This is a genomic window from Streptomyces sp. NPDC001153 (genome assembly GCF_053598315.1).
The window spans coordinates 1-19,965 of sequence record NZ_JBSFJZ010000034.1 but is presented as its reverse complement, the minus strand read 5'-3'; the positions used below and the strand labels follow the sequence as shown (position 1 = coordinate 19,965).

Sequence of the window (19,965 nt, the reverse complement as noted above, 5' to 3'; positions counted from 1 at the left end):
GCGCCCCGGTCGCCGCCCCCGTGCGACGCCCCGGCGCCAGCCGACCCGCACCCCGGACACACCCGCGGCCCCGAGCCGATGGGCGCACACCGAGCCAGTCCCCGCACGAGAATTGACGATCCGTCAGAATTACTCGTACCGTCGCTCCATGCCCCTCACGGCGTACGACCTCACCGGACGCACCGCATTCGTCACCGGAGCCGCCGGCGGTATCGGCCGGGCCTCGGCCGTGCTGCTCGCCGAGGCGGGGGCGGCGGTGCACTGCGCCGACCGGGACGCGGACGGCCTGCAGGGCACGGCGGAGCTGATCGAGAAACGCGGCGGCACGGCCCGTACCCACGTCCTGGACGTCACCGACCGGCCCCGGCTCGCCGAGGCCGTCCAGTCCTGCGAGCGCCTGGACGTGATGGCGGCGATCGCCGGGATCATGCACAGCAGTGCCGTACTGGAGACCCGCGACGAGGATCTCGACCGGGTGCTGAACGTCAACTTCAAGGGCGTGCTGTACGCCTGCCAGGAGGCGGCCCGCTCGATGCTGGCCCATGACACGCGGGGCAGCATCGTCACCATGGCCTCCGGCGCGGTCGACACCGGCGGGCCCGGGCTGCTCTGCTACGGCGCGGCGAAGGCGGCCGTGGTCCAGCTGACCAAGACGCTGGCCGCCGAGGTCGGCCGGCACGGCATCCGGGTCAACGCGATCGCGCCGGGCTGGATCCGCACCCCGATGACCGACCGCCACGACCGCGAGGCGCAGGCGCACACCGAGGGCGTGATGGCCCGGATGGCGCCGCTGGGCCGGGTCGGTGAGCCGGACGACGTCGCGCACGCGGTGCTGTACCTGGCGTCGGACGCCTCGGCGTTCACTACAGGTCAGATACTTCGCCCGAACGGGGGCGTGGCGATGCCCTGGTAGCGGCCCCCGTCCGCCAGGCCGCCATCCAGTGCCCCTTCGGCACGGCACCCACGGCCTGCCCCTTGGGGACGCAGTGCACGGGCAGCAGGCTCAGCCCCCATCCGCCGGCCGCGACGGCACCTTCCAGCACGCCCGCGCCCTGTCCCAGGGTGATCCTCAGCACGGCCCACCACCACACGGCTCCGAGCCCCAGCCCGACCGCCCAGCGCGCTATCCGTCCCACCATGGCCGCCACCACCTCCTGCGGGACGCTAGACCGCCGCCCGTACCGCGCGGAAGGCGCACCTCGGGCTCACCGGTGCACGAAGCCGAGTCCGGTGCCCCCGCCGAAGCAGCCCCGGAAGCAGCCCCCGGCCGGACCGCTCACGCGTTCTCGGCCTGGAACATCCAGTGATGCTTCTCCAGATCCGCCGTGATCCCGATGAAGATGTCCTGGGTCACCGGATCCGGCTCCCCCGTCGCCGCCACCCGCTCCCGCATCCGGGTGATCACTGCACCGAGCGCGTCCACCATCGCCCCGACCGCGTCCCCGTCCTTGATCCAGCCCGCCGCAGTGGTACCGATGCCGCTGCCGGAGGCCACGGTGGCGGCGCGCCCGTCCGGCGGTACGCCCAGGGCCGAGGCCCGCTCGGCCACGGTGTCGGAGTGGGTGCGCGCCGAGGCGACGACCTCATCGAGCTGGAGATGGATCGAGCGGAAGCGGGGTCCGACGATGTTCCAGTGGATCTGCTTGGCGACCAGGGAGAGGTCCACCAGGTCGACGAGGGCACCCTGCAGCGCCTCGGTCACCGTCTTCAGGTCCGCGTCGGCCAACGGGCTCTTCACGACGTACATCGGCTTCCTCCGGTACTTCGGCGCCGTCACGTCTCTCCACCATGACCGGACCGACCGACCCCGGCAAACCGGCGCAAAAGTGATGAAGGTCGCACTCGTGCCCGGAAAAACGAAAGCCCCGGCGGGCTGCTACAGGTCTCCCTGAAGCAGCCGACCAGGACTTGACTCGTCTTGGATCAGCAGGCCGCGCACAGGATTACGCGGCGACCACGTCCACTGCCTCGGCGGGCGCCTTGATGGTCACCCGTTCCGGTGGCACACCGGTCACCGAGACGGAACCCAGCATCGGACGGACCGGCGTGGGCACGGGCTCGGTGGCCGCGGCGGACTGGGCCAGTTCGGCGAGCGCCAGCTCGTCGCTCACTTCCCGCATGAGTTCCGACATCCGTACGTCCAGCGCGTCGCAGATGGCGGCGAGCAGCTCGGAGGAAGCCTCCTTCTGCCCCCGCTCCACCTCGGAGAGATAGCCGAGTGAGACTCGGGCGGACGAGGAGACTTCGCGCAGAGTACGGCCCTGGCGTTGGCGCTGCCGACGCAGCACGTCACCCAACAGGCGACGGAGCAGAATCATCGGTGGCTCCCTCCTCGGACCGCGTAGCCGCATCCTTCTCGCCCCACCGTACCGCCTCGCGCTGCGGCCGTGCGGGGAGCGATGTCGTGTTCACTCAGGGCTGCAAACATCAAAACCCCCCGTTCCGTTCCGTATCCTGTGCCCGCTCATTACCGGTCTGTTCGCCCGCAAGCTGCTCGAGGAGCACTGCGAGTACGCTCCGTACACTCTCCATACGAATTTCCGCACGGCTGCCGTTCAACCGCAGGGCCTCCACTTTTCCGCCACCGGCAGAACCAGGGCGGTCGGTGAGCGGCCCGTCGACGGCCACGAAGACCGTGCCGACGGGCTTGCCGTCCTGTGGTTCGGGGCCGGCGACGCCGGTGGTCGCGACACCCCAGTCGGCGCCCAAAGCCTTCCGTACGCCGGCTGCCATCTCGGCCGCGACCTGCGGATCCACCGCTCCTCGCCGCGCGAGCAGGGCGGCGTCGACGCCGAGCAGCTCGTGCTTCAGCTCGGTGGCGTAGGCGGTGACCGAGCCCCGGAACACCTTGGACGCTCCGGGGACCGAGGTGATCTCCGCCGCCACCAGGCCACCGGTGAGCGACTCGGCGACAGCGAGGGTCTCGCCCCTCACGGTCAGTAGTCGCACCAGTTCGGTGGCCCGTGAGCTCACGCTTCCCTCTCCTCCAACGCCGCCGCGCGCTCGGCGATTCCCCGCCTGCGCAGCACAATGGCTTGTCTCACATAGTCGAGTCCGGTGACGACGGTGAGGACGACCGCCACGGCCATCACCCAGAACCTCAGCGTGGCCAGCCATCCCGTCAGCGCCAGGACATACATCCCGACCGCCACCCCCTGGGTGAGGGTCTTCAGCTTGCCCCCACGGCTGGCCGGGATCACGCCGTAGCGAATGACCAGAAAACGCAGCAGCGTGACGCCGAGTTCCCGGCCGAGGATCACGGCCGTCACCCACCACGGCAGATCGCCCAGGGCCGACAGACAGATCAGCGCCGCCCCCATGATCGCCTTGTCGGCGATGGGGTCGGCGATCTTCCCGAAGTCGGTGACCAGGTTGTAGGTGCGCGCCAGGTGCCCGTCGAACAGGTCGGTGATCATGGCGATGGCGAAGGCCGCCCAGGCCAGCGAGCGCCAGGCCGGGTCGTAGCCGCCGTTCGCCAGCATCAGCGCCACGAAGCCGGGCACCAGGACGAGGCGGAGCATGGTCAGCAGATTGGCCACGTTCCAGACGCTCGCCTGGTTGACGGCCACGGCCGCGATCTTCCCGCCGCGCGGGGCCTTGCCACCGCTGTCGGGACCTGGAGCAGAACCGGAGACCTCGGACCGGGCGCCGTCGGCAGCGGCGGCGGAACCCCGAGCGCCGTGCGCGCCGGAGGAGCCACCCGCGGCGGATGCCGGGACTCCGGTCATCTGCCCGCCTCCTCACTACACGCGAGCGAGCCGGTCAGCGGCTCGGCCACCAGGTCGACACCTTCCGTACCGACCACCTTCGCCTCGACCATACGTCCGACGCTCAGGCCGGCGCCGCTCGTGAGCAGGACCTGGCCGTCGGTCTCGGGCGCCTGGTGCGCGGCACGGCCGGACACGCCCTCTTCCTCGTCGACGGACTCGACCAGGACGCGCACGGTGTCGCCGACGCGCTCCTCGGCGCGCTGGGAGACGAGTTCCTCGGCCAGCCGGGACACCCGGGCCAGGCGCTCGGCCACGACGTCCTCGTCGAGCTTGTTGTCGTAGGTCGCCGCCTCCGTGCCCTCCTCGTCGGAGTAGCCGAAGACACCGATGGCGTCCAGGCGGGCGCCGTTGAGGAAGCGCTCCAGCTCGGCCAGGTCCGCCTCGCTCTCGCCGGGGAAGCCGACGATGAAGTTGGAGCGCACGCCGGCCTCGGGCGCCTTGGAGCGGATCGTGTCGAGCAGTTCCAGGAAGCGGTCGGTGTCGCCGAAGCGGCGCATGGCACGCAGCACGCCGGGCGCGGAGTGCTGGAAGGAGAGGTCGAAGTACGGGACGACCTTCGGGGTGGAGGTCAGTACGTCGATCAGGCCCGGGCGCATCTCGGCAGGCTGCAGGTAGCTGACCCGCACCCGCTCGATGCCGTCGACCTCGGCCAGCTCGGGCAGCAGGGACTCCAGCAGGCGGATGTCGCCCAGGTCCTTGCCGTAGGAGGTGTTGTTCTCGGAGACCAGCATGATCTCCTTCACGCCCTGCTCGGCCAGCCACCGCGTCTCGTTCAGCACGTCGCTGGGGCGGCGGGAGATGAAGGAGCCCCGGAAGGACGGGATGGCGCAGAAGGAGCAGCGCCGGTCGCAGCCGGAGGCGAGCTTCACCGAGGCGACCGGGGAGCCGTCGAGGCGGCGGCGCAGGGGCGCGCGGGGGCCGGAGACGGGCGCGACTCCCTCCGGGAGGTCGGCGGGGCCGTGCCCGGGCAGGGCGACGGACGCGGCCGAATCCTGCCGCTCGGCCGGGCTGATCGGGAGCAGCTTGCGGCGGTCGCGCGGGGTGTGGGAGGCGTGGACGCCGCCGGACAGGATGGTCTGCAGGCGGTCGGAGATGTCCGCGTAGTCGTCGAAGCCGAGCACGCCGTCGGCCTCGGGCAGCGCCTCGGCCAGCTCCTTGCCGTACCGCTCGGCCATGCAGCCCACCGCCACGACGGCCTGGGTTCTCCCATGGTCCTTGAGGTCGTTGGCCTCGAGGAGGGCGTCGACGGAGTCCTTCTTCGCGGCCTCGACGAAGCCACACGTGTTGACCACGGCGACGTCGGCGTCCGCGGCGTCCTCGACGAGCTGCCAGCCGTCCGCCTCCAAACGGCCTGCGAGCTCCTCCGAGTCCACCTCGTTACGGGCGCAGCCGAGTGTGACGAGTGCGACGGTACGGCGTTCAGGCATGGGCTCAAGAGTACTTCGTCTCACTGACAGCCCACGTCGACGGGGTTGGCCGATCTTGGCCGACCCCGTCACATCCGTCCCGCCCCGGGAACGGCCTATCCCGCGACCGGGTCGCCCTTGGTGTAGGTCAGGCGCTGCACCTGGCCCGGCTGGAAGTTGTCGTCGATCTTCTTGCCGTTGACGTAGAGCTCGATCGCGCCGGCGTCGCCGAGGATCAGGTCGATCTTGGAGCTGTCCTGGAAGGTCTTGGACTGGCCCTTGTTCAGCAGCCCGTCGAAGAGCATCCGGCCGTTGTGGTCCTTGGCCGAGATCCAGCTGCGTCCTTTGGGGGCGCTGACCTGGACGGTCACCTTGTCCTGGGGCGCGGCGGCGATGGCGCTGTCGGAGGGCGCGGTGCTCGGCGCGGCGGGCTTGTCCTTCGTCGGCGTCGGGGAGGCGGACTTGCTCGCGGTGGGCGTGCCACCGCTCCGGGCGACCTGCGACTTCGCATCGTTTCCGGATCCGCCGCCCTTGACCGCGGTGAAGCCCACGAAGCCGATCACCACGACGATCGCGGCGACCATGGCGGCGGTCCAGTTCGGCCCGCGCCGCTCGGGCCGGATCCGCTCGGCCTCGAACAGAGGCGCCGCCGGGGTGGGGGCGGGACGGCCGCCGTGCTCGGCGTCGTACTGGGCGATCAGGGGCGCGGGATCGAGGTGGACGGCCTTGGCCAGTGTGCGGATATGCCCGCGGGCGTACACATCGCCGCCACAGGGCGCGAAGTCGTCCGCCTCGATGGCATGGATGATGGCGATACGGACACGAGTGGCGGTGCTGACGTCGTCCACGGTGAGCCCGGCCGCGATCCGCGCCTGCTGCAGGGCGCGGCCCACGGAGACACGGGGTTCCTGGGACTCGTCTTGGAACGGACGCTCGTCTTCAGGGGAGTTGCCGATGGACACGGGGGCGCCTTTCGAGCGTGTAGCCACCTGTGCTGGAAGCTCAGTCTAGGGGGGTTGCGAAAGGGTGGGACAACCGGGCGGTCGGACTTTGCCACCATAGGAATGGCCGGACATTCCTATGATTCGACAGGCAGGTACCCCATGGTGGGATGCCTATCTGTCCTTTCGCTCAACTGGACGTACGACGAAGGGAAACGGTTGCTCGCCGTTCTCTAACGGGTGGATCACGACGCGCCGCCCGGCGTGACCGGCGTCCGCCGGGCGGCCGTTCGTGCTACTCCTCAGACTCCCCGCGAATCATGGCGAGCACGCCGTCCAGCTCCTCAGGCTTCACAAGAACGTCACGTGCCTTGGATCCCTCGCTCGGGCCCACGATGTTGCGGGACTCCATGAGGTCCATGAGCCGCCCGGCCTTGGCGAAGCCGACGCGCAGCTTGCGCTGGAGCATGGAGGTCGACCCGAACTGGGTGGAGACGACCAGCTCGGCCGCCTGGCACAGCAGGTCCAGGTCGTCGCCGATGTCCTCGTCGATCTCCTTCTTCTGCTTGGTGCCGACCGTGACGTCGTCCCGGAAGACCGGCGCCATCTGGTCCTTGCAGTGCTGCACGACGACCGCGACCTCGGCCTCGGTGACGAACGCGCCCTGCATACGGGTCGGCTTGTTCGCGCCCATCGGCAGGAACAGACCGTCGCCCTTGCCGATCAGCTTCTCGGCGCCGGGCTGGTCGAGGATGACCCGGGAGTCGGCGAGCGAGGAGGTGGCGAAGGCCAGCCGGGAAGGCACGTTGGCCTTGATCAGACCGGTCACCACGTCGACCGAGGGGCGCTGGGTGGCGAGCACCAGATGGATGCCGGCCGCGCGCGCGAGCTGGGTGATGCGCACGATCGAGTCCTCGACGTCGCGCGGGGCGACCATCATCAGGTCGGCCAGCTCGTCCACGATCACCAGCAGGTACGGGTACGGCTGCAGCTCGCGCTCGCTGCCCTCGGGCGGCTTGACCTTGCCGTCGCGGACGGCCTGGTTGAAGTCGTCGATGTGCCGGTAGCCGTACGCCGCGAGGTCGTCGTAGCGCAGGTCCATCTCGCGTACGACCCACTGCAGCGCCTCGGCCGCCCGCTTGGGGTTGGTGATGATCGGCGTGATCAGGTGCGGGATGCCCTCGTAGGCGGTCAGTTCGACGCGCTTGGGGTCGACCAGGATCATCCGGACGTCCTCGGGGGTCGCCCGCATCATGACCGAGGTGATCAGGCAGTTGATGCAGGACGACTTGCCGGAGCCGGTCGCGCCGGCGACCAGGATGTGCGGCATCTTCGCCAGCGAGTGCATGACGTACCCGCCCTCGACGTCCTTGCCGAAGGCGACCAGCATCGGATCGTCGTCCTCGGCGGACTCCGCGAGGCGCAGCACGTCGCCGAGGTTGACCATCTCCCGGTCGGTGTTCGGGATCTCGATGCCGACCGCGGACTTGCCGGGGATCGGGCTGATGATCCGCACGTCCGGGCTGGCGACGGCGTACGCGATGTTCTTGGTCAGCGCGGTGATCCGCTCGACCTTCACGGCGGGGCCGAGTTCGACCTCGTAGCGGGTGACCGTCGGGCCGCGGGTGAAGCCGGTGACGGCGGCGTCGACCTTGAACTCGGTGAAGACCTGGGTGAGCGAGGCGACGACCGCGTCGTTCGCCTCGCTGCGCGCCTTGCCGGGGCCGCCGCGGGTGAGCAGGTCCAGCGACGGCAGGGAGTAGGTGATGTCGCCGGAGAGCTGGAGCTGCTCCGCGCGCGGCGGCAGGTCGCGCGGCTCCTCGGGGGCCTGCTTGGTCAGGTCGGGGACGACCCCGGCCTTGAGCTTCTCCTGCTTGGGGCGGGCGGCCGGGACCGGCGCCGGGGCGGGCTCGGGGGCCGGCGCCGGAGTGGGCACCGGCGTGGTCTCCTCGCGGTCGCCGACGCTGACGCCCTGGGTGAGGTCGGCCACCAGCGGGGACGGCGGCATGCCGTGCAGCACCGCACCGTCGAGCGCCGCGGCGGCGGCCGCCGCGACGTCCACGGCGTCCATGCGGCGCTGCGGATCCGGCTGGGGCACCGCGGAGCGCCTGGGGCGGCCACGGCGCTGCGAGAGGGCCACCTCCTCGGCGCTGTCGGGGTCGTACGCCTGAGGGGCGGACGAGCGCTTGCGGGGGCGCGCGGGCAGCGCCTCGCGCCACTGCTCGTCGTAGCGCTCGTCCTCCTCGGTGTACTCCTCCGCCTCGTGGTCGTGCAGCACGCCCAGGCGCACGCCGAGCGCCCGCAGCCGCTGCGGGATGGCGTTGACCGGCGTCGCGGTCACCACGAGCAGACCGAAGATCGTCAGCAGCACCAGCAGCGGCACGGCGAGCACGTCGGTCATGCTGTACGTCAGCGGGGTGGCCGCCGCCCAGCCGATGAGGCCGCCGGCGTCCCTTATGGCCTGCATGCCGTCGCTGCGCGCGGGCGAGCCGCACGCGATGTGGACCTGCCCCAGCACCCCGATGACGAGCGCGGACAGGCCGATCACGATCCGTCCGTTGGCCTCCGGCTGCTCCGGGTGCCGGATGAACCGTACGGCGATCACCGCGAGCAGTATCGGCACCAGCAGGTCGAGCCGGCCGAAGGCGCCCGTGACGAGGATCTCCACGAGGTGGCCGACGGGGCCCTTCAGGTTGGCCCAGGTGCCGGCGGCGACGATCAGCGCGATGCCGAACAGCAGCAGCGCGATGCCGTCCTTGCGGTGGGCCGGATCGAGGTTCCTGGCGCCCCGCCCCACGCCGCGGAGGACGGCGCCGACGGCGTGCGCGAGGCCCAGCCAGAGGGCGCGCACGAGCCGGTACACGCCCCCGGTGGGGCTGGGCGCCGGCTTCGGCGGCGCGGCCTTTCTGGCCGGAGCCTTCTTGGCGGGCGCCTTCTTGGCCGGGGCCTTCTTCGCTGCGGCCCTCTTCGCCGGAGCCTTCGCGGGAGCGGCCGCCTTCTTCGGTGGCTGCTTCTTGGCTGCGGAGGGACGTGAGGCCATGGGTGTGAGGTTACCGGGGGAGACGACAGCGGACACGTGTGCCCACAGCTTCACCCGTTCGTGTCGCCCTTGACGGAGACCGGAACTGACGCACGCTCATCGGCAACCGCCACCCGGGTGTACGTCAGTTCTGCGCCGGCACCGACGAGCCGCCGGGGCCGGCACCCGGCTCCAGGGCGTCGAGCGCGCGCCGCAACCCGGTGAGTTTGCGCTCCAGATGGGCCGCCGTGGCCACCGCGGCCGCGTCCGCCGAATCGTCGTCCAGCTGCTTGGACAGCGCCTCGGCCTGCTCCTCGACGGCCGCGAGCCGCGCGGACAGCTCGGCGAGCAGCCCGGCGGACTCCTTGCCGCCGACCGCGCCCTTGCCGCCGCCCTCCAACTGCAGCCGCAGCAGCGCCGCCTGCTCCCGCAGCTGGCAGTTCTTCATGTACAGCTCGACGAACACCGAGACCTTCGCGCGCAGCACCCACGGGTCGAAGGGCTTGGAGATGTAGTCGACCGCGCCCGCCGCATAGCCCCGGAAGGTGTGGTGCGGGCCGTGGTTGATCGCCGTGAGGAAGATGATCGGGATGTCCCGGGTCCGCTCGCGCCGCTTGATGTGCGCGGCGGTCTCGAACCCGTCCATGCCCGGCATCTGGACGTCCAGCAGAATGACCGCGAAATCGTCCGTGAGCAGTGCCTTGAGCGCTTCCTCCCCGGACGATGCCCGCACCAGCGTCTGATCGAGCGCCGAGAGGATCGCCTCCAGCGCCAGCAGATTCTCCGGCCGGTCATCGACCAGGAGGATCTTGGCCTTCTGCACCATGGCCCGCCCTCCTCGCCCCGGCGGTACACCGGGCGCCGCCCCAGGGGACGACTCCCTTTCGCCGCCCGTCCTTGTGCCGGTCATCGTAGCCGCACCCCGCCCGTCGACACACCCTGTCACCGCGATGTCACTGTGCACGTACCGGAAACGCGGCGGGGACCGGAATGGTTCCCGGAATCCGGCATTCCCATACGTTCGCACGCCACCTTAGGCCGTTCGTTCGCCGTCACATCAAGTGGGCAACTCCCGACCCACGCCAAGGGTTCCCGGTGTGTTCACATCCGGGTGGCCGGATCTCGTCACTCTCCACCCATCCACTGCTGCATCACGGCCAGCAGATGATCCGGGTCGACCGGCTTGGTCACGTAGTCGGAGGCACCGGACTCGATCGCCTTCTCCCGGTCGCCCTTCATCGCCTTCGCGGTCAGCGCGATGATCGGCAGCCCGGCGAACTGCGGCATCCTGCGGATCGCCGTGGTCGTCGCGTACCCGTCCATCTCCGGCATCATGATGTCCATCAGCACGACGGCCACGTCGTCGTGCTGTTCCAGCACCTCGATGCCCTCACGGCCGTTCTCGGCGTACAGCACCGAGAGGCCGTGCTGCTCCAGGACGCTGGTCAGGGCGAACACGTTGCGGATGTCGTCGTCGACGATCAGCACCTTCTCGCCGCCGAACCGCACCCCGCGCGCGGACTGCGGCGCGCTGTCCTGCTCGGGCACCGCCGTCCAGTGCTCCGGCCGCTGCTCGCCCTGCGGCAGACCCCGGCGCCGGCGCCGGAAGAGCGCCGCCGGGCCGTTCTGCGTCTCCCGGTACGACTTCACCTCCGCCGGTGTCTCGATCTCCACGGCGGACAGCTCCGAGGACCGCTCGGCCTCGGAGGCCAGCAGCTCCCCCGCCTCCAGCGCGGGCACGGACTGCTGGTAGCCCTGCGGCGGCAGTTCGCTCGGGTGCAGCGGCAGGTACAGCGTGAACGTCGAGCCGCGGCCCGGTTCGCTCTGCGCGTGGATCTCACCGCCGAGCAGCTGCGCGATCTCCCGGGAGATCGACAGGCCGAGGCCGGTGCCGCCGTACTTGCGGCTGGTCGTGCCGTCCGCCTGCTTGAACGCCTCGAAGATCACCCGCATCTTGCTGGCCGCGATGCCGATGCCGGTGTCCGTCACCGAGAACGCGATCAGCGGCCCGTCCGGATCCGCCAGCGAACCGGTCTCCAGCAGCTGCTCCCGGATACCCACCGGCACGTCCGCGCCGGCCGGCCTGATCACCAGCTCCACCGACCCGGAGTCGGTGAACTTCACCGCGTTCGACAGCAGGTTGCGCAGCACCTGCAGCAGCCGCTGCTCGTCGGTGTGCAGGGTCGCGGGCAGCTCCGGGGAGACCCGTACGGACAGATCCAGGCCCTTCTCCGCCGTCAGCGGACGGAAGGTGGCCTCCACGTAGTCCACGAGCTGGACGAGCGCGATACGCGTCGGGGAGACGTCCATCTTGCCCGCCTCGACCTTCGACAGGTCGAGGATGTCGTTGATCAGCTGGAGCAGGTCGGAACCCGCGCCGTGGATGGTCTCGGCGAACTCCACCTGCTTGGGCGAGAGATTGCCCTCGGCGTTGTCGGCGAGCAACTTGGCCAGAATCAGCAGCGAGTTGAGCGGCGTACGCAGCTCGTGCGACATGTTCGCGAGGAACTCGCTCTTGTAGCGCATCGACACCGCGAGCTGCTCGGCGCGCTCCTCCAGGACCTGCCGGGCCTCCTCGATCTCGGTGTTCTTCACCTCGATGTCGCGGTTCTGCCGGGCCAGCAGCTCGGCCTTCTCCTCCAGTTCGGCGTTGGAGGCCTGCAGCGCCTTCTGCCGGTTCTCCAACTCGGCCGACCGCTCCCTCAGTTGCTCGGTCAGCTCCTGCGACTGCTTCAGCAGCTGTTCGGTCTTGGTGTTGACCGAGATGGTGTTGACGCTCGTCGCGATCATCTCGGCGATCTGGTTGAGGAAGTCCTTCTGGATCTGCGTGAACGGCGTGAAGGAGGCCAGCTCGATCACGCCGAGCACAGTGCCCTCGAACAGCACCGGCAGCACGATCACCTGCGACGGCGGGGCCTCGCCCAGACCGGAGGAGATCTTCAGATAGCCGCTGGGCGCGTTCTCCACCAGGATCGTGCGCTTCTCCTCGGCGGCCGTGCCCACCAGCGCCTCACCGGGCCGGAACGACGTCGGCATGGAACCCATCGAGTAGCCGTACGAACCCAGCATGCGCAGCTCGTAGTTGTCCTCGCCGTCGCCGCCGTCCTTGCCCTCCATGTGCGGCATCGCCAGGAAGAACGCGCCGTGCTGGGCGGAGACGACCGGCGTCAGCTCGCTCATGATCAGCGAGGCCACGTCCTCCAGGTCCCGGCGGCCCTGCATGAGGCCGGAGATACGGGCCAGGTTGCCCTTGAGCCAGTCCTGCTCCTTGTTGGCGATCGTGGTGTCGCGCAGGTTGGCGATCATCTTGTTGATGTAGTCCTGCAGTTCCTGGATCTCGCCGGACGCGTCGACGTCGATCTTCAGGTTCAGGTCGCCGCGGGTCACCGCGGTCGCCACGCGCGCGATGGCGCGCACCTGCCGGGTCAGGTTCCCGGCCATCTCGTTCACCGACTCGGTCAGGTCCCGCCAGGTGCCGTCGACGTCACGCACGCGTGCCTGGCCGCCGAGCTGTCCTTCGGTACCCACCTCGCGGGCCACGCGCGTGACCTCCTCGGCGAAACTGGACAGCTGGTCAACCATCGTGTTGATCGTCGTCTTCAGCTCGAGGATCTCGCCGCGCGCGTCGATGTCGATCTTCTTCGTCAGGTCACCCTTGGCGATGGCCGTGGTGACCATGGCGATGTTCCGCACCTGGCCGGTCAGGTTGGACGCCATCTGGTTCACGGACTCGGTGAGGTCCTTCCAGGTGCCGGCCACACCCGGTACGTGCGCCTGACCGCCCAGGATGCCGTCCGTGCCCACCTCACGGGCCACCTTGGTGACCTGGTCCGCGAACGAACTCAGCGTCTTGACCATGATGTTGATGGTGTCGGCGAGCTGCGCGACCTCACCGCGCGCCTCGATGGTGACCTGACGCGTCAGGTCACCGTTGGCGACGGCAGAGGCGACCTGGGAGATGTTCCGCACCTGCATGGTCAGGTTGTTCGCCATCAGGTTGACGTTGTTGCTCAGGTCCTTCCAGATGCCGGTGACGCCCGGCACGTGCGCCTGGCCGCCCAGGATGCCCTCGGTGCCCACCTCACGGGCCACCCGGGTCACCTGCTCGGCGAAGCTGGACAGTTGATCAACCATGGTGTTGACCGTCGTGACCAGCTCAAGGATCTCGCCCTTGGCGTCAACAGTGATCTTCTTGGACAGGTCGCCCTTGGCCACCCCCGTCGTGACCTCGGCGATGTTGCGCACCTGGATGGTCAGGTTGTTCGCCATGAAGTTCACGGACTGCGTGAGGTCCTTCCAAGTGCCGGAGACGCCCTGCACCTCGGCCTGACCGCCGAGGATGCCCTCCGTACCCACTTCGCGGGCCACCCGGGTGACCTCCTCGGCGAACGACGACAGCTGGTCGACCATCGTGTTCAGGGTGTTCTTCAGCTCCAGGATCTCCCCGCGCGCGTCCACGGTGATCTTCTGGGAGAGGTCGCCACGGGCCACGGCGGTGGCGACCTGCGCGATGTTGCGCACCTGGGCCGTCAGGTTGCCGGCCATCCCGTTCACGGAGTCGGTGAGGTCCCGCCACACACCGGCCACACCGGGCACCTGCGCCTGCCCGCCGAGCCGGCCCTCCGTACCCACGTCACGCGCCACCCGGGTCACCTGGTCGGCGAAGGCGGACAGCTGATCGACCATGGTGTTGATCGTGTTCTTCAGCTCGAGAATCTCGCCGCGCGCGTCAACGTCGATCTTCTGCGACAGGTCGCCGCGCGCCACGGCCGTCGTCACCTGGGCGATCTGCCGCACCTGGGACGTCAGGTTGCCGGCCATGAAGTTGACGGAGTCCGTCAACTCCTTCCACGTGCCCGACACGCCGTCCACCCGGGCCTGACCGCCCAGCCGACCCTCCGTACCCACGTCCCGGGCCATTCGTGTGACCTGGTCGGCGAAGCTCGACAGCTGGTCCACCATCGTGTTCACGGTGTTCTTCAGCTTCAGCATCTCGCCGGAGACGTCGACCGTGACCTTCTGCGACAGGTCACCGTTGGCCACCGCCGTGGTCACCTGGGCGATGTTGCGCACCTGCCCGGTCAGGTTGCGGAATGCGGTGTTGACGGAGTCGGTCAGGTCCTTCCAGGCACCGGCGGCACCGGGCACCTGTGCCTGACCGCCCAGTTCACCCTCGACGCCGATCTCCCGCGCGACCCGCGTCACCTCGGCGCCGAACGCCGACAGCTGGTCCACCATCCCGTTGACGGTGTTCTTCAGCTCCAGCATCTCGCCGGCCACGTCGACCGTGACCTTCTGCGACAGGTCACCGTTGGCCACCGCGGTCGTCACGGTCGCGATGTCCCGCACCTGGATGGTCAGGTTCCGGAAGACCGTGTTGACGGAGTCCGTCAGGTCCTTCCACGTACCGGCCGCGCCCGGCACGTTCGCCTGACCGCCCAGCCGGCCCTCCGCGCCGACCTCGTTCGCCACGCGTGTGACCTCGTCTGCGAAGATCCGCAGCGTCTCGGTCATCTGGTTGATCGTCTCGGCGAGCTGCGCCACCTCGCCACGCGCCGGAACCGTGACCTTCTGTGACAGATCACCATTGGCGACAGCGGTCGTGACCTGCGAGATCCCCCGCACCTGCGCGGTCAGGTTGCCCGCCATCGTGTTGACGGAGTCGGTCAGCTCCTTCCACACCCCGGCCACGCCCGGCACCTGCGCCTGACCGCCCAGGATGCCCTCGGTGCCCACCTCACGGGCGACCCGGGTCACCTCGACGGAGAAGGACGACAGCTGCTCCACCATCGTGTTGACGGTGTTCTTCAGCTCCAGCATCTCGCCGGCGACCTGCACCGTCACCTTGCGTGACAGGTCACCCCGGGCGACGGCCGTCGTCACCAGCGCGATGTCGCGCACCTGCGCGGTCAGCTGCCGCGCCATGGTGTTGACGGACTCGGTCAGATCCTTCCACGAACCCGACATACCGCGCACCCGGGCCTGACCGCCCAGCTTGCCCTCGGTACCGACCTCGCTGGCCACGCGCGTGACCTCGTCCGTGAACGTCGACAACTGGTCGACCAGGTTGTTGACGGTACGGCCGACCTTCAGGAACTCGCCCCGCAGGGGATGCCCGGTGCCGCCGTCCAGGGCCTGCGTCCGCAGCTCCATCCGCGGCGACAGATCACCCTCGGCGACCGCCGTGAGCACCCGGCCGACCTCCGACACCGGCCACACCAGGTCGTCGACGAGCGCGTTGGAGGCGTCGATCGCGGACGCCCAGGAGCCCTCGCAGGCCCCCGTCTCCAGCCGCTCCGTGAGTTTGCCCTCACGTCCCACCATGCGCCGCACCCGGGACAGCTCACCGGTCAGATGCAGGTTCCGGTCGGCCACCTCGTTGAAGACGGCCGCGATCTCCGACATCACGCCGTCCCCGGAGACCGTGAGCCGTTTGCGGAAGTTCCCGTCACGCATCGAGACGAGAGCCGCCAGCAGCCGGTTCAGGGCAGCCGTGTCCACGGCGGTGGTCTCGCCGCGCCTGCCCAGGGACGGTCCGCCTTTCGCGCGCGTCTTCGTACCACGCGTCGCCGCGCCAGACTCCACTGTGTCCCTCCCGGAGGGGTAGACCGTTACTGCTGTGCTCGGCCGCTTCGGCCCGGCGTGCCGCTCATTCGGCATACCGGATACTTCCGCGTACCGGTTACTGCTGCGTATTTCTGCCAGACGAGATCCGGCCACACCAGAGGCTGCTGCCCGCCGTACACGGAACACACGCAACCCGACCCGACCTTCATCAGAAGCTTGCCCAGTGTTTCACCCTGCCCGAACCAGGCCATAACAGTTCGGCAGCTTCGCACATCGTCCGCACACCCTGGGGGGTAAACACCGGCGACCGGCATCCGCTCGGACGGCGAAGGTAAGTAACCTTGCATGCGGCTGTCCAGCCGCACCGGTCCGACCGGCTTGGGCGGTGGCACGAGAACGAGCGGGCATCGGAGGGGCGGCCGCAGACCATGACCACCGGAGTCATCCCCGGGGGACAGCCCCCGGAGCCACAGCCGACGGGCGCGCTGATGCCGCAGCAGCGGAGCGAGCCGGCCGGCCACGCAGCCCTGCACGACGACAACCGGCCGAGGAGTTCTGTGATCACCGCGCGCGCGGCCGCCACCTTCGAGCCCGTCGGGCGGTCGGTCGCGACCGCCCGGTCCTTCGTCCGCGACACCCTCCAGGGCTGGGGCTTCGCCGACATCGTCGACGACGCCGTGGTCCTCACCAGCGAGCTGGTGACCAACGCGGTCGTCCACGCGGGCACGCACGCGGACGTCCTGTGCCTGCGCGCCGAGGACGGCGTGCGCATCGAGGTCTCCGACCGCTACCCCGAGCGCGAGGTACCCCTCCAGAACGCCCCGGCCACCATGGGCAGCCCCGACCGCGAGGGCGGCCGCGGCCTGCAGCTGTGCGCGGCTCTGGCCACCCGCTGGGGCGTCGACTACACGCCCACGCACAAGAACGTCTGGTTCCAGCTCAACCTCCCCGAACGCCCGGTCGGCACTCGAACGGCCGGCCCGTCCCTCCCCGCCGACCTGCTCCCGCTGGCCGACGGACGCGTCCGCGTCGCCGTCGTCCAGGTCGACCGCAAGGGCGCCATCACCTCCTGGAACGAGGACGCCGAAGAACTGTTCGGCTATCCGGCCGCCGAGGTCATCGGCAGAGCCCTCACCGAACTGGCGGCCTGGCCGCACACCCCGGGCACCAGCACCGGCGTGGCCGAGGCCCTGCAGCTCTCCCGCTGGGAGGGCAGCTACGGCATCCGCGGCGCCGACGGCCGGGTGGCCTCGGTCTACGCCTCCCATCTCAGGGTCCGCGACACCGGCGGCGAGCCCTCCACCGTGTGTCTCCTGGTCCGCGAGCACGAACGCGCCGTACTCCAGTCCCCGCCGCGCGTCCCGGCCGGCGACCAGGGCACGTCCTCCGACGGCCAGAGCGCGGATCCCTTCGAGGTCTTCATCGGCTCCCCCGCCCCGGACGACCTCGACGGCCTCCTGCAGCGCACGGTGGAGCGCGCCCGCGACATGCTCGACGGCGACTCCGCGTTCCTGCTGCTGGCCACCGACGACGAGACCGAGCTGGAGGTCCGCGCCTCCACCGGCCTGCCCTCCGCCCGCCAGCGCTTCGCGCGCGTGCCCGTCGAGGCCGGCCCCGGCCGCTACGGCTCCGCACGCATGCCCGCCGTCCACGACGACCTCACCGCCGTACCCGGCGCCGTACCCCTGCTGTCCGGCACCGGCATGCGCTCGGTCGTCACCGTCCCGCTGAAGGTCGAGGGCCGCCTCACCGGCTCGCTCGGGGTCGCGGCCGAGGCACCGGGCCGGTACTCCAACGAGGAGGCGCTGCGCCTGCAGTTCGCCGCCGACCGGATCGCCCTGGCCGTCGAGTCGGCCCGCCTGGGCGAGCTGGAGCGGCTGCGCCGCGGCTCCCTGAGCTTCCTGGTCGAGGCCTCCGACCTGCTGGCGGGCACCCTGGACCGCGACCAGACGCTGGCCCTGATGGCCCAGATGACGGTCCCCACGCTGGCCACCTGGTGCGCCGTCTATACGATCGCCGACCAGGCCTCCGAGCCGTATCTGTCGTACGTCCTGCACGAGGACGAGGACCTCATCGACGGCATCAAGTCGTTGCTGTCAAAGGTCCCGCCGCCGGACCCGGTACCGACCCCAGGCGCCCGGGTCTGGACGATCCCGGCCGAGGTCGCGCACCAGGCGGCCCTGCGCAGCTCCATGCGCAGCCTCGGCCTGTCCGGCGGGCCCACGCGCCAGATCTCCTCGGGCATCGGCCCGACCCTCGCCACGGCCTCCGCGGTCGGCGGCGAGACGGTCGTGCTTCCGCTCGTGGCCCGCAACCGCGTCATCGGCATGCTCGTCCTCGGCAAGCCCACCGACGAACACTTCCGCCAGGAGATCCTCGAACTGGCCGAGGACCTGTCCCGCCGTGCCGCCCTCGCTCTGGACAACGCCCGCCTCTACTCGGAGCGCACGGCCATCAGCCAGGCCCTCCAGCGCAGCCTGCTCCCGCCGGGCACCCCGCACATCGACGGCGTCGAGGTCGAGGTCATCTACCGCGCGGCCGGCGAGGGCAACGAGGTCGGCGGCGACTTCTACGACCTCTTCCCGATCGGCAACGGCGCCTACGGCTTCGCCATCGGCGACGTCTGCGGTACGGGCCCGAACGCGGCGGCGGTCACCGGCCTGGCCCGGCACGCGCTGCGCCTGCTGGCCCGCGAGGGACTGTCCGGACCGGCGGTCCTGCAGCGCCTGAACTCCGCGATCCTCGACGAGGGCGACCGCAGCCGCTTCCTGACCCTCCTCTACGGCGAGATGCGCCCGCAGGAGGACGGCAGCGCCGAGCTGAAGGTGGTCTGCGCCGGCCATCCGCTCCCGCTGCGCCTGCGCCAGGACGGCACGGTGACGCCGGCCGCCGAGCCGCAGCCGCTGCTGGGCGTGATCGAGGACCTGGAGCTGCACGAGGAGACCGTCACCCTCGATCCCGGTGACGTGCTGCTCTGCGTCACGGACGGCGTCACGGAACGCCGTGAGGGCACGCGCATGCTGGGCGACGACGGCCTCGCCGACGTCCTCACGACCTGCACGGGTCTGACAGCGGGCGCGGTCGCCGCACGCATCATGCGGGCGGTGGAGCGCTTCGCGTCGGACGCCCCGTCGGACGACATGGCGATCCTGGCGATGCGTGTCCCGGGAATCCACAAGGACGCATGAGGAACGCACGAAAAAGACCCCGCCCGGAAGGGCGGGGTCTTTTTACTGAGCCCCCAAACGGAATCGAACCGTTGACCTTCTCCTTACCATGGAGACGCTCTGCCGACTGAGCTATAGGGGCCTGTCGTTTTCGAGGTTTCCCTCGCGGCGACGAAGAAACTCTACCCCGAGCCGGGCCGAGTTCCCAAATTCGTTCGGAAGCCGCTCAGTAGGCGGGCTGCAGCAGTCCCCCGAGCGCGTTGCACGCGGACACGATCCGCTGCATCTCCCGCTTGGTGAGCGCGGCGTCCACGGGCAGCGTCAGCGTCTCGTCGGCGGCCAGCTCGGTCTCCGGCAGGGACACGCACCGCCGGAACTCCGGCAACCGGTGCACGGGCGTCTTGACCGGCACCCGGCACTCAACTCCCTTGGCCCGCAGGGCCATCGCGAAGGCGTCCCGGTCCGGTCGGCCATTGCCCGGCACCCGCACCACGTACTGCTGATAGGTGTGCCCGTCACCGCCGTCCGGCGTCCGTACGCCCTTGAGCTTGCCGTCGAGGTAGGCGGCCCGCTCCCTGCGCTGCGCTATCTCGTCGTACGGCGCCTCGGACTCGCCCTGCTCCAGCACCAGCACACCGTGCCGCTGCCCGAGCGCGTGCAACCGCGGCACGTCGGCCCGCCGTCCGAAGCGGTGTACGACAACAACCGCGGCGGTACGCGGAGTTATGACTGCCTCGACAGCGCCGGCGTCGAGGCAGTAGGTCACCGGGTCTATGTCGGCGAACACCGGGAGCGCACCGGCCAGGGTCACGGCCTCGGCGACTTCGACGTTCCCGAAGGCAGGTACGACGACCTCGTCACCGACGCCGACGCCTGCGGCCCTGAGCATTGCAGCAGTTCCCATGTGCTGGATGCTGGGTGCGCAACGTGAACGACACGTTAAGGAGAACGTAAAAAGGTCGGACCCCGAACCGAAGTTCAGGATCCGACCTTTTTGAATAATTGTTCGGCGGTGTCCTACTCTCCCACAGGGTCCCCCCTGCAGTACCATCGGCGCTGTGAGGCTTAGCTTCCGGGTTCGGAATGTAACCGGGC

General features: G+C 70.0%; 12 protein-coding genes, 1 tRNA gene and 1 rRNA gene. 2 read left to right on the top strand and 12 right to left on the bottom strand.

Going from position 1 to position 19,965, the window contains the following annotated elements:
* Window positions 1-148: 148 nt before the first annotated feature.
* Window positions 149-913 carry an SDR family NAD(P)-dependent oxidoreductase gene (locus ACWDEN_RS32590; protein ID WP_351618353.1) on the top strand — a complete coding sequence of 255 codons (765 nt, stop codon included), beginning with the start codon at window positions 149-151 and terminating at the stop codon, window positions 911-913.
* 363 nt (window positions 914-1,276) lie between these two features.
* Here ACWDEN_RS32590 and ACWDEN_RS32585 read toward each other — a convergent pair whose 3' ends face one another.
* The 9 genes from ACWDEN_RS32585 to ACWDEN_RS32545 all read right to left on the bottom strand — a co-directional run bounded on the left by ACWDEN_RS32585 (window position 1,277) and on the right by ACWDEN_RS32545 (window position 15,721).
* Window positions 1,277-1,747 (bottom strand): Dps family protein, encoded by a 471-nt coding sequence (locus ACWDEN_RS32585; RefSeq protein ID WP_351618410.1) that lies wholly within the window; start codon window positions 1,745-1,747, stop codon window positions 1,277-1,279.
* A gap of 196 nt (window positions 1,748-1,943) precedes the next feature.
* Window positions 1,944-2,318, bottom strand: coding sequence for a helix-turn-helix domain-containing protein (locus tag ACWDEN_RS32580; protein WP_053666341.1), 375 nt, complete (start codon window positions 2,316-2,318; stop codon window positions 1,944-1,946).
* A 109-nt stretch (window positions 2,319-2,427) separates the two neighbouring features.
* Window positions 2,428-2,973, bottom strand: coding sequence for a CinA family protein (locus ACWDEN_RS32575; RefSeq protein ID WP_351618348.1), 546 nt, complete (start codon window positions 2,971-2,973; stop codon window positions 2,428-2,430).
* A complete protein-coding gene (gene pgsA, locus ACWDEN_RS32570; RefSeq protein ID WP_351618346.1) occupies window positions 2,970-3,728 on the bottom strand; it encodes a CDP-diacylglycerol--glycerol-3-phosphate 3-phosphatidyltransferase in 759 nt (252 codons plus the stop codon). The genes ACWDEN_RS32575 and pgsA overlap by 4 nt, the downstream gene beginning before the upstream one ends.
* Entirely contained in the window at window positions 3,725-5,197 is a 1,473-nt protein-coding gene (rimO, locus tag ACWDEN_RS32565) for a 30S ribosomal protein S12 methylthiotransferase RimO (protein WP_450861406.1), read from the bottom strand. Before rimO ends, pgsA begins: the two co-directional genes overlap by 4 nt.
* Window positions 5,198-5,292: 95 nt before the next feature.
* Entirely contained in the window at window positions 5,293-6,138 is an 846-nt protein-coding gene (locus tag ACWDEN_RS32560) for a helix-turn-helix domain-containing protein (protein WP_351618341.1), read from the bottom strand.
* A 274-nt stretch (window positions 6,139-6,412) separates the two neighbouring features.
* The gene (locus ACWDEN_RS32555) at window positions 6,413-9,157 is read right to left on the bottom strand and encodes a DNA translocase FtsK (RefSeq protein WP_450861403.1); all 2,745 of its coding nucleotides are present in this window, start codon (window positions 9,155-9,157) and stop codon (window positions 6,413-6,415) included.
* Between the two features lie 124 nt (window positions 9,158-9,281).
* The gene (locus tag ACWDEN_RS32550; RefSeq protein WP_069778400.1) at window positions 9,282-9,962 is read right to left on the bottom strand and encodes a response regulator; all 681 of its coding nucleotides are present in this window, start codon (window positions 9,960-9,962) and stop codon (window positions 9,282-9,284) included.
* A 299-nt stretch (window positions 9,963-10,261) separates the two neighbouring features.
* A complete protein-coding gene (locus ACWDEN_RS32545; protein ID WP_351622402.1) occupies window positions 10,262-15,721 on the bottom strand; it encodes a HAMP domain-containing protein in 5,460 nt (1,819 codons plus the stop codon).
* Window positions 15,722-16,131: 410 nt separating this feature from the next.
* On the opposite strand from ACWDEN_RS32545, the gene ACWDEN_RS32540 reads away from it, so the two are divergent.
* Entirely contained in the window at window positions 16,132-18,891 is a 2,760-nt protein-coding gene (locus ACWDEN_RS32540; protein ID WP_450861400.1) for a SpoIIE family protein phosphatase, read from the top strand.
* Between the two features lie 48 nt (window positions 18,892-18,939).
* Here the strand turns inward: ACWDEN_RS32540 and ACWDEN_RS32535 are convergent.
* The 3 genes from ACWDEN_RS32535 to rrf form a co-directional block, all read right to left on the bottom strand.
* Window positions 18,940-19,012: transfer RNA gene (locus ACWDEN_RS32535), tRNA-Thr, on the bottom strand.
* A gap of 84 nt (window positions 19,013-19,096) precedes the next feature.
* Complete coding sequence (locus tag ACWDEN_RS32530) at window positions 19,097-19,759, bottom strand: DegT/DnrJ/EryC1/StrS family aminotransferase (RefSeq protein ID WP_351622408.1); 663 nt, start codon at window positions 19,757-19,759, stop codon at window positions 19,097-19,099.
* A 115-nt stretch (window positions 19,760-19,874) separates the two neighbouring features.
* Window positions 19,875-19,965 (bottom strand): 5S ribosomal RNA (gene rrf / locus ACWDEN_RS32525); the annotation flags it as partial.